Raw genomic sequence first — 22,125 nt, 5'->3', positions numbered from 1 at the left:
TCTGTCTGAAACCATGTATGGCAAAGCTGCGTGAGGTTTTATGGTTTTGCAATTTGCTTCTGAAACAGACAGGCATTAGTCCGTTTCTCGTCGAACATCGGTTTGTACAATTTTCATTAGGGGTTCTTTGGGCAGCGTTATAATGATCTTCAACCCGCCCTCCTGGCGATCTTGAAGGTCAACGGTCCCTCCATGGGCTTCGACAATCGATTTAACGACTGGAAGCCCCAGACCGCTTCCCTCGATCCCCTGCCCCGAGGCGTTTGAGCCCCGAAAGAACCGGTCGAATGCCTGGGATTTTTCCGCTGCGCTCAGGCCGGGACCGTCGTCTTCGATTGTAATCGAGCAAGACGCGAGCCCTTCTTCCAGTATTGCGCTGATTGTTGGGCCTCCATATCGTCGTGCATTTTGCAACAACGCGAGTATTGACTGGCGAAGCCGAACCTCATCGACCGAAGCCTTCACCATACATTCTGGGCTTTCGACCTGCACCGGATCAGGGAACATCGCCACGGCATCTCGTACCACTTTTCGTAGATCCGTTTTCTTGCGATCCAGCCTAAGTTGACCCGCCTCGAACCGAGCGACGGTTAGCATGTCATCAACGATTTGATTGGTATGCTTTGCGGAATCCCGAATGCGGGCGAGTGAGTCGGAAGTATCCTCTGACAATGTGTCTGATGTCCTTAAAGTAACGTCGGCCTCTCCAAGGATAATTGCCAGTGGCGTTCGCAACTCGTGACTTATATCGGCCATCAATCGTTTGCGGTTCTCTTCCCCCATTTCAAGTTTGTCGATGAGTTGTTGAAGCTCGAACGTTCTGGCAGCAACCGTTTCTTCAAGTTGCCTCTTTTGCTCGGCGCGACTTGCTTCTCGGGCAGCCAAGCCTTCCGCCATGCTATTCAGAACAGTGCCTAATTCCCTGAATTCACGGCTACCACCAAGATCTACGGGCTTCGAATAATCGGCTCTTCGCAGGCGCCCAACGCCGTCTGCAAGCAACGTAAGTGGTTTTCTGATTTGGCGGTTGAACGATACAAGGGCCACCAGCAACACACCTATGGCCGCAAGAACGATCACGTAAACCAATCGTTCATTCCATTCACGAAAGGCTGCTGCTTCGGCCAAAACTTCTTCAACCTCTTCCACTTCCTCATCAAGCGCGGCCTGAATTTTTTGATCCAGTTCGTCATCAATGTCCCCGTCCAGCAGGGCGGCCAGACGCTCGATCCGCACAAATGTCTCAATCGGGCTACCAGCCTCTGAAAGGTTCGCGATGGCTGCATTGACAGCTTCTATATCGTCTTCAATCTCATCGAGAAGCTCCAGTTCTTCGAACTCCTCTTCGCCGACCATCTGAATTTCCCGGGCAATGGTCTTTCGGATTGCATCCAAAGTCTGGGCGATTTTCTCCTGCAGCTCTGTCTCGCTGATCCCATCATCCCGATCGCCAATAAGAAGTGCGTCACCGTGTTGCTTGAACAGACGGTATAGGTCCGCCTCAAGCCTCAGATGCAGGCCATATGACTCATGGGCCAAGGAAATTCGGGCATCCCACCATCGGGTTTTTTCGAGACTGTATAGGGTCAGGCCCGCTAACCCACCCAAAAAACCGATCAGTACAGCGGCATAAATCCCAAATAGAGTAGATGAACGCATATCAAATAACCCTTGAATTCTGTTCTAAACTAAGCGGGATGGCGTGTTCGGCCAAAATGATGGTGGCCGACGAAAACTCCTGCAGAGTTTCGAGCAATTCAACCGTGTGATGCCAGCATGACATCCACCTGACTGACGCGATGATGACGACATCAGCTTTGCCGAGAACAGCGCGCACGAGATCCAATTGCAGAGTCTGGAGTGGCAAAAGACCTTTACCGTTCTCCGCCAACCGTTGATCTAGGCCGCGGGGCGCCGCGAGGAGATCGGACAGCCCAAAAACTCGCATAACTGTTGCTATCCTCAGATCGCTCGGTCGTCTCCGACAGCTCAGCGTTGCGGATCGTCGCAAACTTCCCTGAAGTCCAACATGGTTGTCTCCGATAAAGGCGATCTTCGGGGTACTAACTCCCCCACCATAACAGACATCAATGCCATCGTTTGCGTCTAGCCCGGCGATGATACGCGCGAGGCTGTTTGCATGTATATCTGTTAATTTGGAAACTGATCCCGGCGGAGCCACAAATGAGATAGGCTCCTGATCAAGCTCTCCGGCCACCTTGATGGTAATCGGATCGTTTTGGTTTATTGCAGATCTGGTCACTTCTGGTTCCGAAAGCAGCATCTCGGCTTTTTCACGGGCGACCCTCCACGCGCAATATTGGTCCCACGCCTCAGCCAGATTTTGTAACGGAAGGGCAATCAACGCCAATACCGACAGGCAAGCTGCAACTGTCGACGGAGCAATGGCGTACCGACTGGCCTGCCAAAGCATCAGCAGAGCGGTTAACGCCACACCCAGCTGCAAGACCGCCTGCAGGCTGGTTGTTCTACCGCGACGTGCCAGCGCATCACTGCGCAAACATGCGCCCTGTTTGTCAAGCTTGCGCAGTTCACGGTCGGTTCGACCCATCTGGTCTAATTCAGGTGCGATAGAAATGCGTTCAATCATGGAAATAGCAATGTTGGCTCGATTTCGACGAAGTTTTTGATGGCGCCGAACGAGATGCCAGGCCAGCAACCCCATTGCGACCAGTGCAACACTCAGCGAGGCGATACCATTGATCGCAAGCATAGGGTCGAGAAAATAGAGAATGGATACCGCGCCAGGGATCACAATCATTGCAGACCATGCATCCGGCAATCCGCGACCAAACCAAAGTCGCGCTGCAGATAAGTCACCGACAAACCTTAGGGACAACGCTCCAACTCGGCGTTTTTCATGTCGGGACTTTGGAAGTCGCGCAATCTGTCGATAAAGCGTCCGGCGCAGTGAAATTGTGTAACTCTGGCCAAGCGCTTCTGCCCGATATCGTGAAAAGAAGAGACATGCTGCTGCGACGGTACCGGAGACCCCCAGTTGCAAGACAGTATTTGTTGCAAGTACATCCCCGGCGTGAAGTGCCGCAAAAGCATCTCGTGTAGCAAACGCTGCGAAAGCAAGCGCAATAGCCTGCACGATTCCGCAGGATACCACGAGGACCGCATCAATGATGCGGTCCCTTGTGGCCAGTCTTGGGAGGGGGTTCATGCGGCCACATCTTCGCGGTCGCGTCGCATCAACGGTGCAACATGTTGGGCGATAATCGCTGGCGACCAAAGATCTTCGCGTGTTAAAATTGGGCGGCTGGTTACTTCTGCAGCTTCAGCAGCAGCCAACGGGGAACAACTGACCTTTCCGGATACCGCAAATGGGCTGAGACCCACATTATTTAGAACGGTTACACCGCCCAACGCACTCAGCGCGTCCGGCGCAGCGAATAAAATGCCGTCCAATCGATCCCGAATGCGTGAGGATTGTAAGATTGCCCTTGTTTCCTGCTGGAAGACGCCATCAGCGATCTCGACAACCACGACTTCGGCACCGCGCGACGCTGCAGTTGCAACCAGTGTATCAAATCCGGATTCTATCGCTTCAAATGGCATTCGATACGTGGTCGCCATTCCTACGTCAGTGAAATCAAGAGCTGGCGCGCCCCCATCTTCGAAACTGTTGAAGTCACCAAAGGCCCCGGTTCCGGTGGCTTTGACACCGGCGACAGCATATCCAGAGCGCATCAACCCATGGCCAAGGCTTGATGCGGCTGTAGTTTTTCCTGAATTCATTGAGGCTCCAAAAACACCAATGACCGTTACGCGCTCGTTGGTCGGCATCGATGGTAACGCATAATCTGCCACGTTGATCACCTGATCCTTGGCATTGGTCAAAAGGCCGATTGGCTTTAACCGTGTTGGATCATCCATGCAATCATGCGCGGCGTCGACGCGACCTGCGACGCCGCCACCGGCAACGAGATCGATAAGATCATCATCAATCACCGCGCTGGCAAGAAATTGGTCTGGTGCGTATCGGTCACCCAAGCATAGAACAACGTAATCGCCTGGGTAACTGACAGAGGCGCGACGTTCCGCTAATTGGATTTTCTTGTGATGACCAATCTCGGCGATCTCACAGAGGATAAGATCCCCTGCCTTTGCAGTATCCAACTGCGCGGAAAGTCCATGTACATCGGACCGGTCAACTCTGCGGGTTGTAAACGCCCATTTTGCGATTTCGCAGGCAATATGCGAGGTTTGGGGAAACTGTGTCATGCATTGCTCCGTAACTGGCTGTTCAGTGAAATCGTTTTGCCAAAGTGATGTGAGAACATTTGCAAAGTGGAATGAAGGATTGGCATGCAAACGAATGAACGGCAAATGAACACTTTTCAGGGTCCTCGTTTCTGTCTCAAAGCAATCTGATGCTAGTTCGATCTCCGGTTTGTCCTTGCGGACAGTCACTTAGAGTGCGCAAACGAACGGTTTTCGGTCAGTCATCATCGTTCCGATCGTCGCCACGGTCATCGTCTCCATCCCGTTCACTAGCCCCTTCGTAATTAGATCCGCGATCATCTTGACCTTTAGTTCGATCTCCACGACCGCCGCGGTCACCAGTGCTACCTATCTTGTTTTTTGTTCCCCACCGTAACTCAAGGATCGTGATGCGATTGTCTCGGTTGCGATCAATGTCTTCAAGAAGCCGCCGCGCACCAACTTTTCCAAAGGCGGCGGACAGCTCATTCAAGCTCAAAACACCGTCAGAATTCGTATCAACAGACCTGAAACTAGCAGTTTGCGCCGCTGCTTTATTGAATTGGCTGCCGCCAATCAGAAAAGTGAAAGCCAATAAAACGGCGCAGGTTAGGTAGCGAAAAATTCTCAACTTGCGTTGCGCTGACCTACTTCCAGTCTTTGTCACAGACGATCCCCTGCTCGTCGGTTGTTTCTGTGAACCAACGGTATTTAATTTCAGTAGGACAATATGGCTCGCAGAGATGAAAAGGGCATATATAGAATGTGAACATTGGATGAACGGTGTTTCCATGCGAAAAGATGGCTTGGCTTTATTGTTTGGAAGCCTCTCGGTATCAGGTCCGGATACTAGAGGCTCAGGAACTGAAAATGCGGTGTTTTCAGTCTCCTACCAGAGAAAATCGGAGTGCAGGTGCTGGGCTATTGCCGCCTTTGGTCCTCACGGAAAAACCTTCTTGGCCTCTTAATCTTGGTTTGGTCCATCAATCAGTACTCGAAGCCAACAACGTGGGTTCGTTTCAAACAGATCAAAAGGACTTCGATAATCTTGCAATTTACACAACTCAATCAGAGGCTTTCTCCACAGAAAGAAGTTTACTGTTTCTGTCAGATTGAAGGTTTGATCTTATCCAGCAACCGTTCAGTTTTACATCACCACCGAAGGCCTACTTCCCGCCAGAGATGTTTTTCGCCGCGATCACAAAGCGTACAAAGCGGTCATTCGGGCGGAGAATACCAGGGGCAAGTTTGTCCGCACAGCAGACATCGACCACCACTTCTGATCGTTTGAACCTTACAAAACTGTCAGATGACGGCTTTGAGCCCAACCCGGTCATTGTTATTTTTCGCGGCGCAGGCTCGCAACGGAAGAAATGCTACATGCACTCGAAATCTGGCGCTGTGACGCGGCGATGAAACCGGCCATTGGTGCAACGCGCAGCGAGGCTGGAACGGTCAATTCACACAGTCGGGAAAGCAGTCTTTCGCAGCGCGCGGGCCAAGGATTGCTTTACGGAATTTACGACTTCTAGATCCTTTCTCCCTGGACTGATGGAGGTACTACCATTGCCTTATCAAAGCACCAATGTATGCGACCTAGCTTGAGGCGATTGCAACTTCTGAAGATTAGGTGCGAGCTCGACATGCGCTAGCAACATTGCCTATCATCTGCTCTGCCATCAAGACTCCCTGACTTCCGCATTTAACAATCAGAGCCTGCGCTAAACGTCAGCGCCTTCTGGGCACGACGACTTGGGCTTGGAGGCGAAAACGAACGCCCTCCGCACCCACTTTGGGTGCCTCAAGCCAATAGCCGGCCCCGGCTTGTAAATTGACCGGCACCGCCCCCCATTGCACCAGCCGTGACACCGATGCGTTAACTGGCACAGCCCAGGCTTCAGCCTCCCAGTCATAGGTGCTTTCGCTTTGAAGCGAATAGGTCCAGGCACCTTCAGTGGAATAAGCAAGAAAAGGCTGGAGAAAACTCACATTCGTGGGGGTTTCGGGATTGCTCTCCAGATCCCACAGATGATTGGCCAGCGCGCCATAGGTCCAAGGCCCGGTCTGACGCAGGGCAATGCCGGTGATCCCGGCGGCCCAGGTGTCGCTTGACACGTCGCTAAAGGTCGGTAGCCGCACAACCGGACCAATGCCCCATGTCAGATCCCCTGTTCCTGTAGGAGAAAACCATGCGGAGAACAGAATATCGCCGACTCCTTCCTGACGCGTCCCCGGGACAATATCTTCCTGCCAGATGTAAGGAATGATAGTACGGGTGATCAGGTTAAGGTCATTGTTAAGTTCAAAGGGCACGACTGGCTGAAAGTTCAACGTGGTGCGCGACCCCTGATCAGAGACACCCAGGTTATCATCATAGTTCAACTGAAACGGAACCGAGATGATGGCAGCAAGCGGGTTGGCCAGTTCCTGGGCCAAATCGGCGGCCTCGTCTGCAACGGTTGAGGTTCCTACGCTGGCTGCAAAAAACAGCCCCACAAGTGCATGGGATCGACGCATGGCCGTGTACTCCTTTTTGAAAGGCGGGATGGGCGAGTGGCCTAGTTGATCGGTTCCACCGTCGGGAACGACCAACTACCGCTCAGGATTGCATCCTCTGGCTCGTAGAGGCGGACAGCATAGTTCCAGCCCGGAGTGATCGGAAGGCAGTTCACGCGGCCGTCGTCGCACCCACCAAAATGGAGTGTGACTGATCCGTCTTCCGCGGCTTGGGCCGTATAGCCGTTGTAGCTGTTAACACCCAGATCATTAGCAGCCAGGAAACCCTCGCCATTATAGACGGTCACCGACCAGAACGCCCGAACCGGGACATCCTTAACTGTAACCGCGTGTGGCGTTTCTCCATCGTTCGCATCGACCGCGCCCAACAGGTAAATCGCTGCCTCTGGGGGCAGGCCGCCCCAACCCGAGAGCGCCCCAACCAGAAACTGAACCGGGTCAACGTCCTCTTTGGCTCTACCAAAGGCACGCGACGTATCGATACCCAGCAGGGACAAATCGCTGATTGCCTGACGCGCTACGGCAAGTTGTTCGGTATTCCAGTTGGGCGCATCAAACGGACCAGTTCCACCGCCACTGACAACAATCTGATCCTGCGCCACCCGTGCCGCAGCGATGTCTTGTGGGTCGGTTACATCTACAAAAGTGCGGAAGGCAATGAATCCGAAAGGCGTACCAAGGTCTTCTTTGGTGATCAGGTACGTGCCGGGCGTTGCCTCGGCGTACATGAAATGATCCTGGTTGATGACATGCATCGAGATGTAACGGCCATCCGCCTCGGGGAGCGTAACTTCGACGGGTTCGGTCAAATCGAGCAGAACCGCAGAGTAAAGCGTATCCTGGTTCATTCGGATCACCGGCTGATTGTCAGGTGTTGTGGCTTCGCGCATATGCCCTAACTCGCCAACGGCCAAGCCGAGATTACTCATGTTAGTGCGGAACATATGGTCGGTTTCCGCGCGCACGAGATTGTCCACGGTCACATCAACCACGTCCTCGGCCCAGACCCCTGTCGGGAGTGTCAGGGCGATTGCCAGAAAAAGCTTCTTCATTTTTGCATCCTGTCATTCAGTTCACGGGTTGCACGGTCGGGAATACCCAACTTCCGTCGATGACCTCGGAACCGGGCTGATACAAGCGCACGGCGTAGTTCCAGCCGTCCATGATTGGAAGGCAGTTCACGCGGCCATCGTCGCAACCGCCGAAATGCACGGTCACACTGCCATCGTCGTTCTGGGTGCCCGAAACCGAGTTGACCACGTAGGCGTCGAGGGAATTGAGTTCAAAGAATCCGTCTGCATTGTACAGGCTCACGGACCAGAATGCGTTTACGGGAACATCCGCCGGCACCTGGATATAGTATTCGCCGAGCGGCAGGCCGGGCTCGATATTGAGATAAAAGGCTTCTTCTTCTGGTAGACCTCCAAAGCCGGCTGCGGTGCCCAAGAAATGGCGCAACGGGTCGACGTGTTCTGCCGTGCCAAAGGTCCGAACGCTGTCTGTTGCAAACCTGCCCAACTCAATCGCGGCCTGACGCACGGCCGCGAAGCTTTCGGTGTCATAATTGGGCATCTCGAAGGGCGTTGCCGAGGCAGCTTCGATAGTGAACCCGTCCTGAATTGTGTTGACTGCCGCGATGTCCTCCGGACTCTCGGCATCCACCAGTATTCTCATGAAAACAAGTACGTAGGGGGTGTCAAATGTGTCCATGTCGAGCTGAAACACACCACCGCCATCAAATACTTCATTGATGAAATGGTTCTGATTGACCACCATCGTTGTCATGTACCGGTCGCCCACATCGGGCAGTGTCAAGGTTGCGCCTTTGCTGATGTCGATAACCGCAACGCTATAGAGTGTGTCCCGGTTCATCCGGATAGTGGGCTGATTGTCGATGGGCGTGGGTTCGTTGAAGTGGAAGAACTGGTTTACGCCTCCGGCCAGCCTGTCATACGTTTTCAATTCGTTGTCAGTCGCAGCCCGAACAAAGTTACTTATTGTGACCGGCACCTCGTATGTCTCGGCAAGTGCATCAACTGTGGTATCAAAGCTCTGAGCCGTCGCGGAGCTCCCCAACGCTGCAGCCAAGGCCGCCAGCTTCCAGCATTTGCGCGTGTGATTGATCATTTGCCGCTCCACTAACCAATTATTGCAATACATTGCTTGATGGTCCCGACACCTGCTCAGGCGGGCATTCTCACGCCCCTCAATTGGTGGGTTGCAGAAACTCTACAATTGGAACCATGGTCGTTGTTTTTCAACAAAACACAAAACTCGAATGTATACCCTGACCGATTGGAACAACCGTGTCGGAAAACTGGTTCAAAATGACAGGTTGCAAACGCGCATTGACCAACCTGTCTGATATTCTTCTTGTTTTACGCCCATGCGGCTGACCAATCATTCTTGTTGGGATGTCAATTTTTAGACTGAGATCAGCGGATGGTAAGGCTCTGTGCTCTCAAACCTTGCCAGCTGGAGCCTGACTTTCTCAATTCAAAAAGTGTGTTTGGCTTTGACACAGGTCAGGGACGCCGAGCTGCGCCGGACTATGTTTGGAGTGCTCAAAATTTTCATTGTAGTACGTGTAGGATGTAGGATGACGGGCCAGGACGGGAACGCTCAGCACAGGACACCGCCACTTGCGCGCGGGCGGGTTCTCTTACCGCTGTTGGTGGCTTATCGGGAATCCGGTCGATCCGTAGAAGACCTCCTTGCAGGGTTCGATCTTGCGTTTTCAGAGTTGAGCGCCCCAAATTGCTTCATTCCACACGATACGATCTACGCCGTGTTCGAAGCCGTCGCGCACAACACATCACCAGATTTTCCAGCACTTGTGGGCCAGACTTCAGATCCGACCGTTTCATCCCCATTTGGGCAGGCCTTTCGGACCGCCAATTCCCTGGCTGATTTCATCGGCAGGTTCTGCGTTCATGCAGGCAACAATACAAATGCGGTCACGATGACACTAGATGTCTCTGGAGATTACGTGGTGCTTTCTGCTAAGCGCAGGTTCACGCCGCACTGCTCTCCAGCCTATATGGATGCGTTTCAGATCAGCCGGTGGGCCACGTTACTGCATGAAACCGCTGGTCAGAATTGGGAAGCGAACAAGGTTCTTGTTCGGGTGAACCGTCCTGATCTGCTCCCGTCATACTTCTATGGTATCAGGGCAGTAGGTGCGGGCCCAGACGGGTATTCCTTCCGCTTCCCAAGCCCCTGGCTTCTGCATGATTTGGTTAACCGAACCGCCGCTGATGGCATTCCGGCAGGCCAGGACGACAAAAACCCGGTACCAACAGACTTACTGAGTTCGCTCCAGAGCGTTGCCAACTCAATGGTTGGGCGAAATGACTTTTCAGTTACGGCGCTTGCCAGGGCATGCGGTGCTCGCGGCGCTGTTCTCAATCGCCGACTTGCGGCTTATGGGACATCATTGTCGCGCATAGTCATCGAAGCCAAATGCGACCGTGCTAAACACCTGCTTTCCAGGTCTGAGACGTCAGTGGGCGATATCGCCGACCAGCTAGGGTATTCTGACGCAACCGCTATGACACGGGCATTCAAGAAATGGACGGGACAAACACCTTCCGATTTTCGCATCCACGAACTGAATCGCCACGAGGCATCTGTTCCGATACTCGACCCGGTCGAATGCGATTGTGAAGCGTAACAGGAATAAGGCGCAACATACTTTTGCCGCGCTTCAAACTCGGGATAGGTAGAAAAGGGGAGCAGGCCATGGAGTGGATACAAAAACGAGGCATCGTCGGCAGCTTTCTAGTTGCGGCGACGACGCTCCTCGGCGGATCAGAAGTTGTGGCACAGGATACCGATTGGGGCTTTTACGGCAGCTTCTACATGTACGGCGCAGACACCAAGACAACCATTGGCTCGCTGGAGTCGGAGCTGAGCTTCAGTGATGCGGTTAAAAACCTTGATCTGGCATTCATGGGTACACTTGAGGCGCGAAATGGCCGATGGTCGTTGATCGCGGATTACATGCGCACAGACCTGTCCTTTGACGGTGATACCCCCGGCCCGGCGTTCAGCGGCGCTGAAACCAGTCTGCAGACTCAGTTCTTCAGTGGGTATGCCGCTTACACAGCCTATCAGGCCCAAAACCTGGCAGTGGATTTAGGGGGCGGGTTTCGTTGGTTTGCGACAAGCAGTACAATCACTCTGGTCGGTGGGCCCACCCCGCCGCCAAGTGCAAAGACCAGCGATGATTGGTTAGACCCTCTGATCGCGGCCCGTATCCTGTATCAGATCAATGACCGGTGGTCGGCCGTAGCCTTGGCCGACTATGGTGGGTTTCGCTCAGACCGCGAAACGGCGCAGTTCATAGCGACGGTAGGTTATGCCATCACCCCAAAGTGGAATCTGCGTGCAGGCTATCGCTACATCATGGTCGACAAAGGTGAAGGTCAAGACAGGTTCAAGCTTTCACAATCCGGGCCCGTGTTGGGTGTGACTTACAGCTTCTGAGTACCGGCATAATGCGAAAGATGGCGACTCCAAACACAAACAGATCGGGGATCCCTGAGTTGCGCCGGGATGTAAGCGGTGATGCCGACAGGCGTGCGACCGACAATAAGGGCCGAGGTCGAACACTCTGGCGCAGGCAGCTGGCGAAAGGAACACGCAGGCGACTGATTGCTCAGGCTCTGCACGTGGCAATCGCATGCCCTTGCTGTGTGCTCGCCGCTTGCGGGGCAAATGTCTATGACGAAGTTGAACTGATGCCCTCGCCAACGGTCTACGCCGAGGCCGCCTTTGACCCTTTCGTTGATATCACTGCCGACAATTTCCATCAGCGCTCGCAGCTGTTCTATGCGACAGATCGGATGCCCGCAGTTCCAGACGACCCACAAGCCTTCTATAACAATGAACGCGGTCACCTTTTGCGCACCGGTGTTGCCGATGTGCAGATCGACCCGCCATTGGAGTCATGGGAAGATCTTCGTCGCATCACCATGACAAGCCAGCGAGCAAAGGACTATTTTCTCAGCGTCTCTCACGTCCAAGAGATTGGCGTCATGCCATTTAGTGTCACGCGTTATCTTGAAGACCCTCCGTCACAACAAGATATGGAGGCGGTCGATCGTCGTTTTGCCAAGATGATTGAGGATCAACTTGCATCCTCTCGCAACAAAGACATCTATATCTACATCCATGGCTACAACGTCGATTTTGATTACTCGACGCTTGTTTCTAAAGAGTTACAGCATTTTCTGGGCTATCAAGGTGCATTCATCAGCTACAATTGGCCTGCAACACCCCATCGGCTCGCGTATTTTCGTGATCAAGAATCCGCGTTGTCGACGCGTCGCAACCTTCGATCCCTTATCGAATACCTGTCAAAGCACACAAGCGCGCGCCGCATTCATCTCATAGGATACAGCGCAGGTTCGAGACTCGCATTTGAAACAGCTTACCAGATTGCACTTCGGTCGAGCCCTAAACCGCGGCTGGGGCATTTGATTCTGATCAGTAGCGACCTTGATCGCAGCTACTTTCTACAGGCGATTGAAGACGGCCTGCTGGATGCGGTTTCAGATGTGACACTTTATCAGTCGCAAACCGATTCAGCGCTGGCCATGTCGCGGTTCGTTTTCGGAAGGGATCGCCTGGGTCAGGTTTCTAACGAAGCAATAAACGCATCGATCTTCCAGAGCCGACTGTCAGAGATCAAATCCCTGCACATCATCGACGTGACCAGGGCTGAAGAGGCCAGTGCAGGAAATGGTCATTGGTATTTCCGGTCTTCACCGTGGGCCAGCAGTGACTTGTTCCTTACTCTGCTTACAGGCCGAGACCCTCAGGCGCGTGGACTTGTTCGCGCCACAGGCGAAGCAGTCTGGAGTTTTCCGTCGAATTATCCGCTGGTACTAAAGCATTATCGTATGAGCCCCTAAGTTCGACCAACGCAAGTTCAAAGTCGATCACGGATTCCTCAGGTGGCACAAACGTTGGACGGAACCCCGACTACTTTGTTTCAATGCATGCCGCATCTATCGAAGCCAATATTCGCTGCATCGCAGGAGGTTGGAGAAGAAGGGCTCACAACGGAGTTCGGATGTTTTGCAAGATCCGTGCTCATTATGACCCGTCGCCTGGCTGAACCAGCCCAATCCAGACCTTCGCCCGATATTGGCGATGCTGCAGCGTGGCCCGTCAGAGAAGACATTCGCTGCAGAAGCAATGCTGCACGGCGCACGGAGGTCTGGAGTGCGGGACAATGCGGCCATTCGGTCAAACCATAGCGGGCAAATTGGGTCGAATTGAATCAAGGGCAATTATTTCATCGATTAATTAGATTTCCCAAAATCGATCCTTCCCGAACCATTGCCACTTAAGTCGAGAATTGCATTCAATCTACACCTGCACGCGGCAACAAAGCGGTCAAACCAAAGCCCGGCAACAAAGCGTCGCCGCCAATCTAAATTTACTCGGCTGGTGACCAATTTGGGCCGGGATCATAGGTCGATATCTCAGCTGTTATTTCAAGCGTATCCGGCCCAAAGTCCGCTTCGAACACGGTGCCGTTTTCACCCACGAGAAAAGAATGGATACCCGTTTCTCCGTAGTCCGCAGGCACCGCAATCAAGGCGTGACCCGCCACGAACCGATCGCCGACAAAATAGGAATAGGCACCACCCGGAGCATTTGGTCCCTGCCCCTGCAAAATTGCGAAGTAGTAACCGAGGAAAGGTTCGGGTTCGAAATCATCCGCACCGTCGCTCCACCCCGAGGCGGTGGCTCGGGCAAGGGCTTCACCGACAAAACTGTCTTCTTCTGGCCAGAAGAGGCCGTTTCGTGCGCCGGGATCCGATATGATCGTTTGGGCAAATTCCATGACGCCATCGCCATTGTGATCCACAAGACGAAACGCCGCCTGAAGATCAACATAGGCCTCAAGCGTTTCGATTACTTCCAATTCATTCAGTCCGATTTCACGGGCGGAAAGCTCCTCTACCCCGGCTTCTAAATCAAACTTCCAACCATTCTCAGCTTGCAGAATTGGGATCGGAAAGGGCCAACTATCTTCGCCAAGCAGAAGAAAAACCCCATCATCCTCGGGCTGAAAGCGGTATCCTTCAGCATACATACCAAGCACTTCCTGCCTTCTTTGCTGATCTTCCACCGGATCACCCGTTCCGATTAGATCTTCTGCCTCTGGTCCGAAAATCTCGAGCAGCTTGTTCTGATCATCGGCCCTTAACGCTTCGACAAAAGCGTCCAGTGCGGTTTGCGGAGTTTCGAACAGGGCACCGTCGGAAAACGCCGGTCCAGTAGCCACTGCGATCACTAAAATAGAAAAAACCGATTTACGCATGTTACCGCCTCCCCTTGCCTTTGGCAGCATGTCCCCGTTTGGACGCCTTGTGAGCTTTGCCGCCTGAAGATTTTTTCTTCATAGCCTTACCTTTGGACGCAGCGGGTTTTTGCTGAGCCGTGGCCTTTTTTACCTGAGGTTTCTTAGCTGCTTGCGGTTTCTTTTTGACAGGCTTCTTCGCCGCATCTGGCCGTTTAGTCCGATCGATGGCCCGCTGCTTGGCAGCAGCCTTGTCCCGATCAACGTTACCGCGATTCACCTGCGGCAAGGACTTGCCCCCACTACCTCGATTGGCCAGAGCACCGCTCGCGATAGCCCCTGCCCCTGCACCAGCTGCAACTGCTGCCGCGCCTCCCCTGCTAATGTCTGCAGCACCGGATTCACGGCTCAGTTTTGCGCGGAGTTCGTCCGTGCGACCCTCGGGGCGGTTGACAGGCAGGTCGCCGCGACCACCTTCCGGCCTTTTGTGATCAGCGATCTTGTCCCGGGCTTCCTTTTTTCGGTCAGGATCGGGTTTCCATCCGATATCAGTTCGGTCACCAAGATCTATATCGTTACCGATATTGACGTTGCCGTCGACGTCTATGTCGATGTCCGGGTTTCTGTATATCGGGCCACCGCCCCATCCGCCGCAATTCCGGCACCCCCAATAGTCATACCAATCGTCGTCATCGTCGAAAATCTCGTCGATCAGCGCCACGGTGCCAAATGTCAGCAAGGCCGCGCCCACTACGTCCCCGGTCGACGGGCCGGTATAGACAGTCTCGGGATTATATTGCGGGACGTACACTGTTTCGGGTTGTGTCGGAGTAATTACAACCGTTTCTTCATCAGATACCTCGACAGTTTGCTCGGGCCCGGAAACAAGAGCTCCGCTGTCAATTGCCTGATCCCGCATTACCTGCACCGCATCCAGCACATCGTCGGACTGGGCCAGCATGGCGGTGCCGACTGTCTCGGTCCAATCGATGTGGGTGGCCATTTGACCGACGACTTCGGGGAACGCCGTGGCCAATACACTTACAGACGGATCCCAGCCCATAGCTTCGATTTCCGGCTCGAGCTCTACGGGGTCGCGGTCGGCGTTATCCAACAAATACCGTTCTGCCTTAACAATCTCCAGTGGCTGAGTGGCCGCAACAAATATCTGTATGAGTAGAGTGTCGGGAAAAAGAGCCACCGGGGCGACCAAAGTTTGCAACTCAGCATCAGATAGAAGGTCGGATGAAGTCTCAGACGTAACTTCCGTTGCAACAGTATCGGACGCCTCTTGTGCAAACAGGGCGTTAGATGCGCTTAAACTGAGAGCAAATATTATATATCTAAACATATTGCGATCCTTCAATTTATCGAAGGATCGCCTAAGACCGTGATTCTGGCAACTGGCCTGCCAAATGGAGGATCATTTAGTAAAACATGGTCATTGGTCAAGCTGGCTTGAGCGGTCAGTTTGCTTACAAGGCCAGCTTCTATTGTGCAGGGCGATTAACTCCCGACAAAACTGTTTTGCGCGACAAGCTTCAGGGATTAATGGGGGCGAAAACATACAGAGCTTTTAGTGCTTCGCTCGGCTCCACCCCCGGCAAAGCGAGACGAAATATCTCTTCCATTGTGCCCTGAGCATATATTTCTGACAGAATACTATCGACAACGAGTCGAAAGTTATCGTCACCCCTCGCGATGGCCAATCCTTGCTTTTCTATCGTCAGTATTTCCTGGGATAGTTTGAATTTGCCCTTTAGTCCCGCAGCAATGTAGTTGACCAGCAAAATCGACTGATCTGCAAAATAGGCGTCAATTTCACCGTCTCGAAGTGCTTTGATACCGTCTGGGTGTGAAGCGAACCGCACCATTTCTGCGTCGATACCTGCAGCTTCAAATGAATTCAGAACGGACGCTTCTGTTGTTGTGCTGCTTCTCATTCCAACCTTCTTTCCCGCGAGTGCACCCATGGTGCCCTCAGCCTCGATTGGTAACAATATGGACGTGCCATCGACATAAGTTGGAATTGAGAAATCAACAATTTCGCGTCGGGAAAGTGTAATCGACGCTGCCCCGCAGAGCATATCCACCTCTCCGGAAGCTACTTTGTCGAAACGATCCTTAGAGTCGACCGGAATGAACTGAACATTCAAATCCTTCAATTCCAGTTTCTGCGCAATTACCTTCGCTACATGATCGCAAATCAACGGTGACAGACCAAACGGGCGACCTTGGTCGTTAATGTAAGACAACGGAGCAGCATCTGTTCGAAAACCAAATCGGATTTCGTTGTTTTTTGTTATCCTGTCGATTGTTTGGGCAACCGCGCCGGTTGTGAATAGAACCGTCACAATAAGTATAGAAAGCAAGCGCATGGTTTTTCCCTCTTTAGTGGCGTAACACCCTTGTGGAGGTGAAAAGCACCCTGTGTCGAGAGTAAATCACATTGTGTCGCCTAGGAGTCGGTCTGTTGATGAGAGGTGCTGGCATGGCGACGAATCGATAGTATACCCTCGCAATATTGGCAGATGCCCGAATGCATCTGCTCCTGCTCAGGGCTTAACGCGAGAGAAAAGTCTTGTGGGCAGACCTTATGCTCGAAGTTTCAAAGGACCCGCGTCAACTGCAAGTCGTTGCGACAACACAACACCGCACCAGTATATTTTCGTGGTGCAAACTGTTGACCTTCGCCGTGACGCTGTACGTTAGGGTTGATATTCAACGGTGAGGTTGAGCGAAGGGTAATGGGAATAGAACTACAATGGAGTTTGGCGGAACTTGGGGCGCGTAAAACCGTACCTTTTGCCTTTGTGTGTTTGCTGTTCTTCGCATCCTGCGCAACCACGAACCCAGAACTTTTGAAGTCCGAGTTGAACGCTCGACCCAGTGCACAGAATGCGTCGCCAAGCGACTACGCCGGGGAAGTTCAATTTAGCATCTCAAACAAGATTCCCGCTCGTGGGAAAAACCTACCTTACACATTTAACGCGGGCATCAGCAGTGTTACGTCAACGCGCCTTGGTTTCCGGGGGCTCTTAGATCTGCGAGAAATCCAAGTCCAAGCGCAAGCGCTTCTGTCGGGTACTCTGGAACAAAATTGCTCTTTGAATGTTGACTTTGAACTCGACGATGCCCGCGCCAGCGGTGATCTCATTGAACTCGTAGGCTCAGTGGACGTCGAGCTTTATCGTTGTCGAAACGAAGAATCCGAGGGCACCAACGGGCGTGGAGTTCGCTTTATCTCGACGACTGTTGGGATCGCCGCAGCGGCACGCGCCAATGTTCAAGATCAATGCGTTCACTTTGATCTTGCCGACGTCGTGCTTCAACCTACTGGGTTTGTCGGCGGGTTGGTTAACCTAATTGGCCTCACGGAGCGTGTCGAGGAGGTCGTTCTCACCAAGGCAAAGGAGTTCACCGAAGAGAATGTGATTTGTCCGGAGATGCCTTCGGAGCTTTCTTCGTTGAATCCGGTTCTCGACGCCGGCGGTACACGAGAAATTGGTGACGGTGGCATCGGTGTTGCGTTGAGCGGCTCAATCGACACCAGTGCGATGACGATGATGGAACTCCTGGCGGTTATGCAATCTCGCGGTATTGTGGGGGGGGCAGGATGATGGATCGGATCTTTCTTCTGATACTAGCTACTGCCGGGCTTTTCGGATCCGCGCTGCTGGCTGAAGAGGTTACCTTCGAAGCAAACGGGGACGTCAAGCTAGGAGATCGTGAGTTTCCCGTTGATCTGGCATTGAGACTAAAAGATGTGAACGCGACAAGGATCTCAATCGAAAGTGTCATAGACCTACGCCGAGCAAACGAAATACTTGTAGAGGAACTCAAACGAGCCGCGTTTGTAGATGTCTGCAACGCACTGATCGGCGTGACCGAAGCAACGGCCCGTGCCGACGATACAGTGATTTCGCTAAGTGGGAGGATCGAAGCAGAGCTTTTCCGATGCGAAAGCCGCAGCGGCGGTGGATCTATACGCGGCGAGAACACTTTCGCTGGTGGTTTGACGGTGGGTGCTTCCGCTTCGGCCGAATTCAAAGATGACTGCCTTTTTTTCCGTTTGGATGACCTGAGACTTGCTCCGGATCAACTCACCGAGTCGTCCGATGCAAAGGGTAATGTCGAAAAGGTTCGGCAGGTATTCATCGAGACCGCGAACGCAATACTTCAAAGAAACCCAGTATGCCCAGAACTACCTCCCGAACTTGTCTCTCTCTCGCCAACTTACGACGCCGGTGGCACACGGGAGTTAGGGGAAGGTGGCATCGGACTGTTCTTCCGAGGTTCAATCGAAACGAGTACTGAAGCGATTATTGACATCCTTCAGGTGCTCCAGTCGAAGAAGGTGCTTCCACCTCCGCCCCGCTGAACCTAGCCAACGGCTTAGTGCGGCAGATAGAATTTAATTATTTCGAAGAACAGGAACGAGTCGTAGAAATATGCATTTAACGTAGCATCATTCGTGCAATAGATGAGGTCGAAAATGATCCGTTTTGCATCTGTTCTTACCAATTTGCTTGCTTTTTGCGCCCATGCCGAGGACATCCCGAGCACTCAACGCGGCGACAGGCAGTATTCACCTTATCCACGGCAGAGCTTTCCCAATCAGGTCTTTTTTGGCGACACTCATTTGCATACGTCCGACTCTGCAGATGCCGGTATGATCGACAACGTGCTAGGCCCTGAAGAAGCCTACCGCTTTGCCAAGGGCGAGGTGGTGATATCCAGCACCGGTGTCGAAGCTAGGCTGCGCTGACCATTGAACTTTTTGGTGGTTGCCGATCACGCTGAGAACTTGGGTCTCGCGCCGCTGTTGGCAGCGAAAGACGCCACGCTTTTCACGCCTGAGTTTGGGCAACAACTTAACGCTGCCGTTGAACCCACTGCGAACCCGATCCGTTTCGAAGAAGTCGTGGGCGGCATCGGTGGCGACGAGAAGGTTGCCCAATATGCATGGCAAACTTCGGCGTCGGGAATGGCGGCAGTTTGGGCAAGAGAAAACACACGCGAGGCCATTTGGCACGCTCTTGCTGGGAAAGAAGTCTACGCAACCACAGGTCCGCGCATGCGCATTCGCGTTTTTGCCGGATACGATTTTGAAGATACGGACCTGCCGCGTGCAGATTTTGCCGCGTATGGATATGAAGGAGGCGTCCCGATGGAGCCAATCTAGACCGCATTCAAATCGTCAAAGGGTGGTTAAATAGCGACGGGACAACTTCGGAACGCGTTTACGATATATCTTGCGGCGGGCGCGAACTAGTGAACGCGAAGTGTGGCGGACCCGTTGGCGGCACGGTTGACGTTGAGAGCGCTACTTGGACAAACGATATTGGTCAGGCAATTCTATCCGGGTATTGGGAAGACCCCGATTACGATCCGGAACAAAGCTCTTTCTACTATGCCAGAGTGTTGGCAATACCAACGCCACGTTGGACAACATACGATGCCAAAGTGCTCGGAACCGAGATCCCTGACGAAGCCCCACGGTCGATACAAGAGAGGCATACACATCGTCAATCTGGCACACACCTTAGGGACGATTGTTATAAGGCTGAAACCAGAATTTACTTGGTCCGCTTTGGGCTCATACCAGACCCCGGTGCCGTTGCAGAAAGGGCTCCTGCCCCACCTATAACTGATCATGCGGACAGCCCATTCCGAACCTTCACGCCATAATCTCCATGCTGCGGCGCGGCCCGTCGAACCTGCCGTTCGCTGCGAGCGCAAAATCAAAGGCTGCTTGAACTCGCAAAGTGCGGGACGAAGTTGCCCTTCGCCTGTCTAGGATCAAAGACCGCAAGCGGCCCAGAGCCGACATCCCTCAGCCAACTTACATGCTGCGGTCGCAGCCCGCATTACTGCCCTTCGCCGCGAGTGCAAAGCCAGAAGGCCATTATGCTCACTGTTTGCGGACTTTGCAGCCATTCGGTTGCCCCTGCTGAATGTCCGCTACTCAAAAATAGACCCGACGCTTGGCCTGGTCAGTTGGTGACGACGGGGGTCGTCACTCCGTAATGTGGTGGTCAAAGGTATTCCAGAAAGCGCCTCATTCTGCTTGTTGGGGCTTGCGTTTTGTGAAGCGGGAGAAAAGCCGCCCATCTGTTACAGCAAAGCCAAGAGCAATGATGGCGAACCCGACCCAAGCTTCCGGCTCCATCTTTTCACCAAGGAACGTGACACCAAGACCGATAGCGAACGGTGGGATCAGCAGCGTAACCAAAAGAAGATTGGCGGCTCCGGCGCGCGCAAGGATTGCGAAATAAAGTACATAGGCCAGCGCTGTTGATAGAGCGGCCATCCCAATAAGCGCTGCCCATACACCAGCAGACAGAGCGAAGCTTGGGGGGCCATCCATCACGAGAACAATCGGGATCATAAGCACTGTACTGCTGATCAGCATGCCAAGTGCGTTCACAAGTGGTAGTTGGCCTGAAAGAGCAGTTCTACCCCAGACACCGGCAAAAGCATACGAGAGCGTCGCCCCAAAGATAGCCAACTGCGCCAAGTTACTCGGATTGAACTCAGTCAATGCACTTGGTCCCATAATGAAGGCCACCCCTAAAATACCCAGGGCGGCACCTGCTATTTTCTTCGGAGTCAGCGGCTCATCCTTTAGAAGCAAGCCAGCCACGACCGCTGCAAACATTGCCGTCGTTGCGTTGAGTATTGAAGCCAACCCGCTGTCGATTTGCGTTTGCCCCCAGAAGATCAGCGAGAATGGAATAGCGTTATTGAGCGCTCCCATAACGAGATAAGCGCCCCATACCCGAGGGGCACGTGGAACTCTCAATCCTTTGAATAGGACGATGAGTGCCAGTATTGGGACAGCCCAGATCACTCTATGCAGCGTTATTGTCAGCGGGGGCACTTCAGTCAGTGCGACCTCGCCAAAGAAGAAGGACCCGCCCCAAACAGCAGCGAGCAGAAGCAGCATGACGCTGGCCGTAAAATCCATTGCTGGCATGGGTTGGTTTGTCATGTCTTCTGGTTCCGTCACTAACTATCACCTAACGGATTAGCTGACGTGCCCCCGACACCGCGACCCGTTTCTTGCGGAAAGCCAAAACAATGCCAACACTCATCTATCCAATTGTGAACGGCTGCATTCGCCTATCGGCGGAGTGCCTCAGCAATCATTTCTGCAAGCCTTTCGGGCTGATCAACGCTCGCCCAGTGTGTGGCATTATCGAGAACGATCCGATCCATCTTGTTTTCTTCTAACCAGCGGACGGTGCTATCCGGACAGTTATCAGGGTTGTAGAGATAAATCACATTTGCCGCGTTCTGCAAAAATTCGCCGGGCACGCAGCTTGCTGAAAAACGCCGTGCGTCGGTGCCGAGTTGCCACAGCGCCAGAGTATCAGCCTTCGAAACTTCATTACGATACCGTCGGATGATTGGTGCCGTTTTCGCCATTTCATCAAGCCGCTCAAGAAACGCCGCACGAAACGCAACTGGATCACCGTAGTCGGCGGCAGTTCCAGAAAAATAGGCATCCTCGGCGGTGATATTACCCTCTAGAGAAATAATGGTTGTCAAAGGACAGTCGGCCCTTTTGGCAGCCAGGGAGGCTATGATTGAAGCAACCGAATGAGCGACAATGATCTCAGCTCCGTGCTTGATCGCTTTGTCGGCGACGGTTTGTGCAAGTGCTTCAAGAGTTGTTGCCTTTGCCAGAGGCTGAGCGCCAAATCCCGGAAGATTGATGGGTAGCAAACGATAGCTATTGGCGAGGTGGGTGTCAGCCAAACCTTCAAACATGCTCGCATTGTCACCAAAGCCTGCAGCACAGAGAATGGTGGGTCTTTCATCGTTCATTTGACTGGGGTGTTTGGTCATTTCGGCTTCCAGAGCATCGTTTGCAGACATTAACAGTGCTCCGCAGCATTCGACAATTCGAGCTCGTTACGGTCATCGACAGGCAGTACAACTTCACCTTTTTCAGACGAAAACCTGACCGTCGCGCACGGCCCGAAGGAGACATTCATCGTAAGTGCCGCCGCAGCAATGCGGCTTCGGCCTCTCGCTGCGCTCGCAAGATCGTT

18 protein-coding genes and 1 pseudogene are annotated in these 22,125 nt (G+C 53.1%); 7 read left to right on the top strand and 12 right to left on the bottom strand.

Translation table 11 applies throughout. The features are described 5' to 3' along the window. Positions 1-75: 75 nt before the first annotated feature. The 7 genes from AC2FH6_RS16500 to AC2FH6_RS16470 form a co-directional block, all read right to left on the bottom strand. Positions 76-1,659 carry a sensor histidine kinase gene (locus AC2FH6_RS16500; RefSeq protein ID WP_496703678.1) on the bottom strand — a complete coding sequence of 528 codons (1,584 nt, stop codon included), beginning with the start codon at positions 1,657-1,659 and terminating at the stop codon, positions 76-78. A gap of 1 nt (position 1,660) precedes the next feature. Continuing rightward, positions 1,661-3,190, bottom strand: coding sequence for an ABC transporter transmembrane domain-containing protein (locus AC2FH6_RS16495; protein WP_496703676.1), 1,530 nt, complete (start codon positions 3,188-3,190; stop codon positions 1,661-1,663). Then, a complete protein-coding gene (locus AC2FH6_RS16490; RefSeq protein WP_496703674.1) occupies positions 3,187-4,251 on the bottom strand; it encodes a hypothetical protein in 1,065 nt (354 codons plus the stop codon). The genes AC2FH6_RS16495 and AC2FH6_RS16490 overlap by 4 nt, the downstream gene beginning before the upstream one ends. Positions 4,252-4,468: 217 nt before the next feature. Then, a complete protein-coding gene (locus AC2FH6_RS16485; RefSeq protein ID WP_496703672.1) occupies positions 4,469-4,897 on the bottom strand; it encodes an EF-hand domain-containing protein in 429 nt (142 codons plus the stop codon). A 1,061-nt stretch (positions 4,898-5,958) separates the two neighbouring features. Then, positions 5,959-6,747 carry a transporter gene (locus tag AC2FH6_RS16480; RefSeq protein WP_496703670.1) on the bottom strand — a complete coding sequence of 263 codons (789 nt, stop codon included), beginning with the start codon at positions 6,745-6,747 and terminating at the stop codon, positions 5,959-5,961. 41 nt (positions 6,748-6,788) lie between these two features. Further along, the gene (locus tag AC2FH6_RS16475) at positions 6,789-7,799 is read right to left on the bottom strand and encodes a DUF1254 domain-containing protein (protein WP_496702891.1); all 1,011 of its coding nucleotides are present in this window, start codon (positions 7,797-7,799) and stop codon (positions 6,789-6,791) included. A gap of 16 nt (positions 7,800-7,815) precedes the next feature. After that, complete coding sequence (locus AC2FH6_RS16470; RefSeq protein WP_496692146.1) at positions 7,816-8,874, bottom strand: DUF1214 domain-containing protein; 1,059 nt, start codon at positions 8,872-8,874, stop codon at positions 7,816-7,818. Positions 8,875-9,346: 472 nt separating this feature from the next. On the opposite strand from AC2FH6_RS16470, the gene AC2FH6_RS16465 reads away from it, so the two are divergent. The 3 genes from AC2FH6_RS16465 to AC2FH6_RS16455 all read left to right on the top strand — a co-directional run bounded on the left by AC2FH6_RS16465 (position 9,347) and on the right by AC2FH6_RS16455 (position 12,665). Beyond that, complete coding sequence (locus tag AC2FH6_RS16465; protein ID WP_496703667.1) at positions 9,347-10,420, top strand: AraC family transcriptional regulator; 1,074 nt, start codon at positions 9,347-9,349, stop codon at positions 10,418-10,420. Positions 10,421-10,488: 68 nt separating this feature from the next. Then, entirely contained in the window at positions 10,489-11,235 is a 747-nt protein-coding gene (locus AC2FH6_RS16460) for an outer membrane protein (protein WP_496703665.1), read from the top strand. Between the two features lie 185 nt (positions 11,236-11,420). After that, a complete protein-coding gene (locus tag AC2FH6_RS16455) occupies positions 11,421-12,665 on the top strand; it encodes an alpha/beta hydrolase (RefSeq protein WP_496703663.1) in 1,245 nt (414 codons plus the stop codon). Between the two features lie 530 nt (positions 12,666-13,195). Here the strand turns inward: AC2FH6_RS16455 and AC2FH6_RS16450 are convergent. The 3 genes from AC2FH6_RS16450 to AC2FH6_RS16440 form a co-directional block, all read right to left on the bottom strand. Beyond that, the gene (locus AC2FH6_RS16450; protein ID WP_496703661.1) at positions 13,196-14,086 is read right to left on the bottom strand and encodes a DUF2950 family protein; all 891 of its coding nucleotides are present in this window, start codon (positions 14,084-14,086) and stop codon (positions 13,196-13,198) included. 1 nt (position 14,087) lies between these two features. Continuing rightward, positions 14,088-15,416, bottom strand: a complete 1,329-nt coding sequence (locus AC2FH6_RS16445) for a DUF3300 domain-containing protein (RefSeq protein ID WP_496703659.1) — start codon at positions 15,414-15,416, stop codon at positions 14,088-14,090. A 190-nt stretch (positions 15,417-15,606) separates the two neighbouring features. Continuing rightward, positions 15,607-16,443 (bottom strand): amino acid ABC transporter substrate-binding protein, encoded by an 837-nt coding sequence (locus AC2FH6_RS16440; RefSeq protein WP_496703657.1) that lies wholly within the window; start codon positions 16,441-16,443, stop codon positions 15,607-15,609. A 369-nt stretch (positions 16,444-16,812) separates the two neighbouring features. Here AC2FH6_RS16440 and AC2FH6_RS16435 point away from each other — a divergent pair, with 369 nt between their 5' ends. From AC2FH6_RS16435 to AC2FH6_RS16420, 4 genes and pseudogenes are all read left to right on the top strand, one after another. Continuing rightward, the gene (locus tag AC2FH6_RS16435; protein ID WP_496703654.1) at positions 16,813-17,685 is read left to right on the top strand and encodes a hypothetical protein; all 873 of its coding nucleotides are present in this window, start codon (positions 16,813-16,815) and stop codon (positions 17,683-17,685) included. Continuing rightward, positions 17,682-18,446 (top strand): hypothetical protein, encoded by a 765-nt coding sequence (locus tag AC2FH6_RS16430; RefSeq protein WP_496702878.1) that lies wholly within the window; start codon positions 17,682-17,684, stop codon positions 18,444-18,446. Before AC2FH6_RS16435 ends, AC2FH6_RS16430 begins: the two co-directional genes overlap by 4 nt. Positions 18,447-18,560: 114 nt before the next feature. Beyond that, positions 18,561-18,833, top strand: a complete 273-nt coding sequence (locus AC2FH6_RS16425; protein ID WP_496703652.1) for a DUF3604 domain-containing protein — start codon at positions 18,561-18,563, stop codon at positions 18,831-18,833. Between the two features lie 219 nt (positions 18,834-19,052). Next, positions 19,053-19,756 (top strand): annotated as a pseudogene (locus tag AC2FH6_RS16420) (DUF3604 domain-containing protein). A gap of 370 nt (positions 19,757-20,126) precedes the next feature. Here AC2FH6_RS16420 and AC2FH6_RS16415 read toward each other — a convergent pair. Both AC2FH6_RS16415 and AC2FH6_RS16410 read right to left on the bottom strand, forming a co-directional pair. Continuing rightward, positions 20,127-21,077: a DMT family transporter gene (locus tag AC2FH6_RS16415; RefSeq protein WP_496703650.1), complete on the bottom strand. Its 951-nt coding sequence runs from the start codon at positions 21,075-21,077 to the stop codon at positions 20,127-20,129. A 113-nt stretch (positions 21,078-21,190) separates the two neighbouring features. Further along, positions 21,191-21,949: an alpha/beta fold hydrolase gene (locus tag AC2FH6_RS16410; protein ID WP_496703648.1), complete on the bottom strand. Its 759-nt coding sequence runs from the start codon at positions 21,947-21,949 to the stop codon at positions 21,191-21,193. Between the last annotated feature and the right edge of the window lie 176 nt (positions 21,950-22,125).

The organism is Ruegeria sp. CDSC045, assembly GCF_059610725.1.
The sequence above is the reverse complement of the archived record's forward strand: the minus strand, read 5'-3'. Positions and strand labels throughout refer to the sequence as shown.

Bases quoted from the DNA above. Each gene is read 5' to 3' on its own strand.
- AC2FH6_RS16500 (WP_496703678.1), bottom strand. From the start codon at position 1,659: ATGCGTTCATCTACTCTATTTGGGATTTATGCCGCTGTACTGATCGGT.
- AC2FH6_RS16495 (WP_496703676.1), bottom strand. From the start codon at position 3,190: ATGAACCCCCTCCCAAGACTGGCCACAAGGGACCGCATCATTGATGCG.
- AC2FH6_RS16490 (WP_496703674.1), bottom strand. From the start codon at position 4,251: ATGACACAGTTTCCCCAAACCTCGCATATTGCCTGCGAAATCGCAAAA.
- AC2FH6_RS16480 (WP_496703670.1), bottom strand. From the start codon at position 6,747: ATGCGTCGATCCCATGCACTTGTGGGGCTGTTTTTTGCAGCCAGCGTA.
- AC2FH6_RS16475 (WP_496702891.1), bottom strand. From the start codon at position 7,799: ATGAAGAAGCTTTTTCTGGCAATCGCCCTGACACTCCCGACAGGGGTC.
- AC2FH6_RS16470 (WP_496692146.1), bottom strand. From the start codon at position 8,874: ATGATCAATCACACGCGCAAATGCTGGAAGCTGGCGGCCTTGGCTGCA.
- AC2FH6_RS16465 (WP_496703667.1), top strand. From the start codon at position 9,347: ATGACGGGCCAGGACGGGAACGCTCAGCACAGGACACCGCCACTTGCG.
- AC2FH6_RS16460 (WP_496703665.1), top strand. From the start codon at position 10,489: ATGGAGTGGATACAAAAACGAGGCATCGTCGGCAGCTTTCTAGTTGCG.
- AC2FH6_RS16450 (WP_496703661.1), bottom strand. From the start codon at position 14,086: ATGCGTAAATCGGTTTTTTCTATTTTAGTGATCGCAGTGGCTACTGGA.
- AC2FH6_RS16445 (WP_496703659.1), bottom strand. From the start codon at position 15,416: ATGTTTAGATATATAATATTTGCTCTCAGTTTAAGCGCATCTAACGCC.
- AC2FH6_RS16440 (WP_496703657.1), bottom strand. From the start codon at position 16,443: ATGCGCTTGCTTTCTATACTTATTGTGACGGTTCTATTCACAACCGGC.
- AC2FH6_RS16435 (WP_496703654.1), top strand. From the start codon at position 16,813: ATGGGAATAGAACTACAATGGAGTTTGGCGGAACTTGGGGCGCGTAAA.
- AC2FH6_RS16430 (WP_496702878.1), top strand. From the start codon at position 17,682: ATGATGGATCGGATCTTTCTTCTGATACTAGCTACTGCCGGGCTTTTC.
- AC2FH6_RS16425 (WP_496703652.1), top strand. From the start codon at position 18,561: ATGATCCGTTTTGCATCTGTTCTTACCAATTTGCTTGCTTTTTGCGCC.
- AC2FH6_RS16410 (WP_496703648.1), bottom strand. From the start codon at position 21,949: ATGTCTGCAAACGATGCTCTGGAAGCCGAAATGACCAAACACCCCAGT.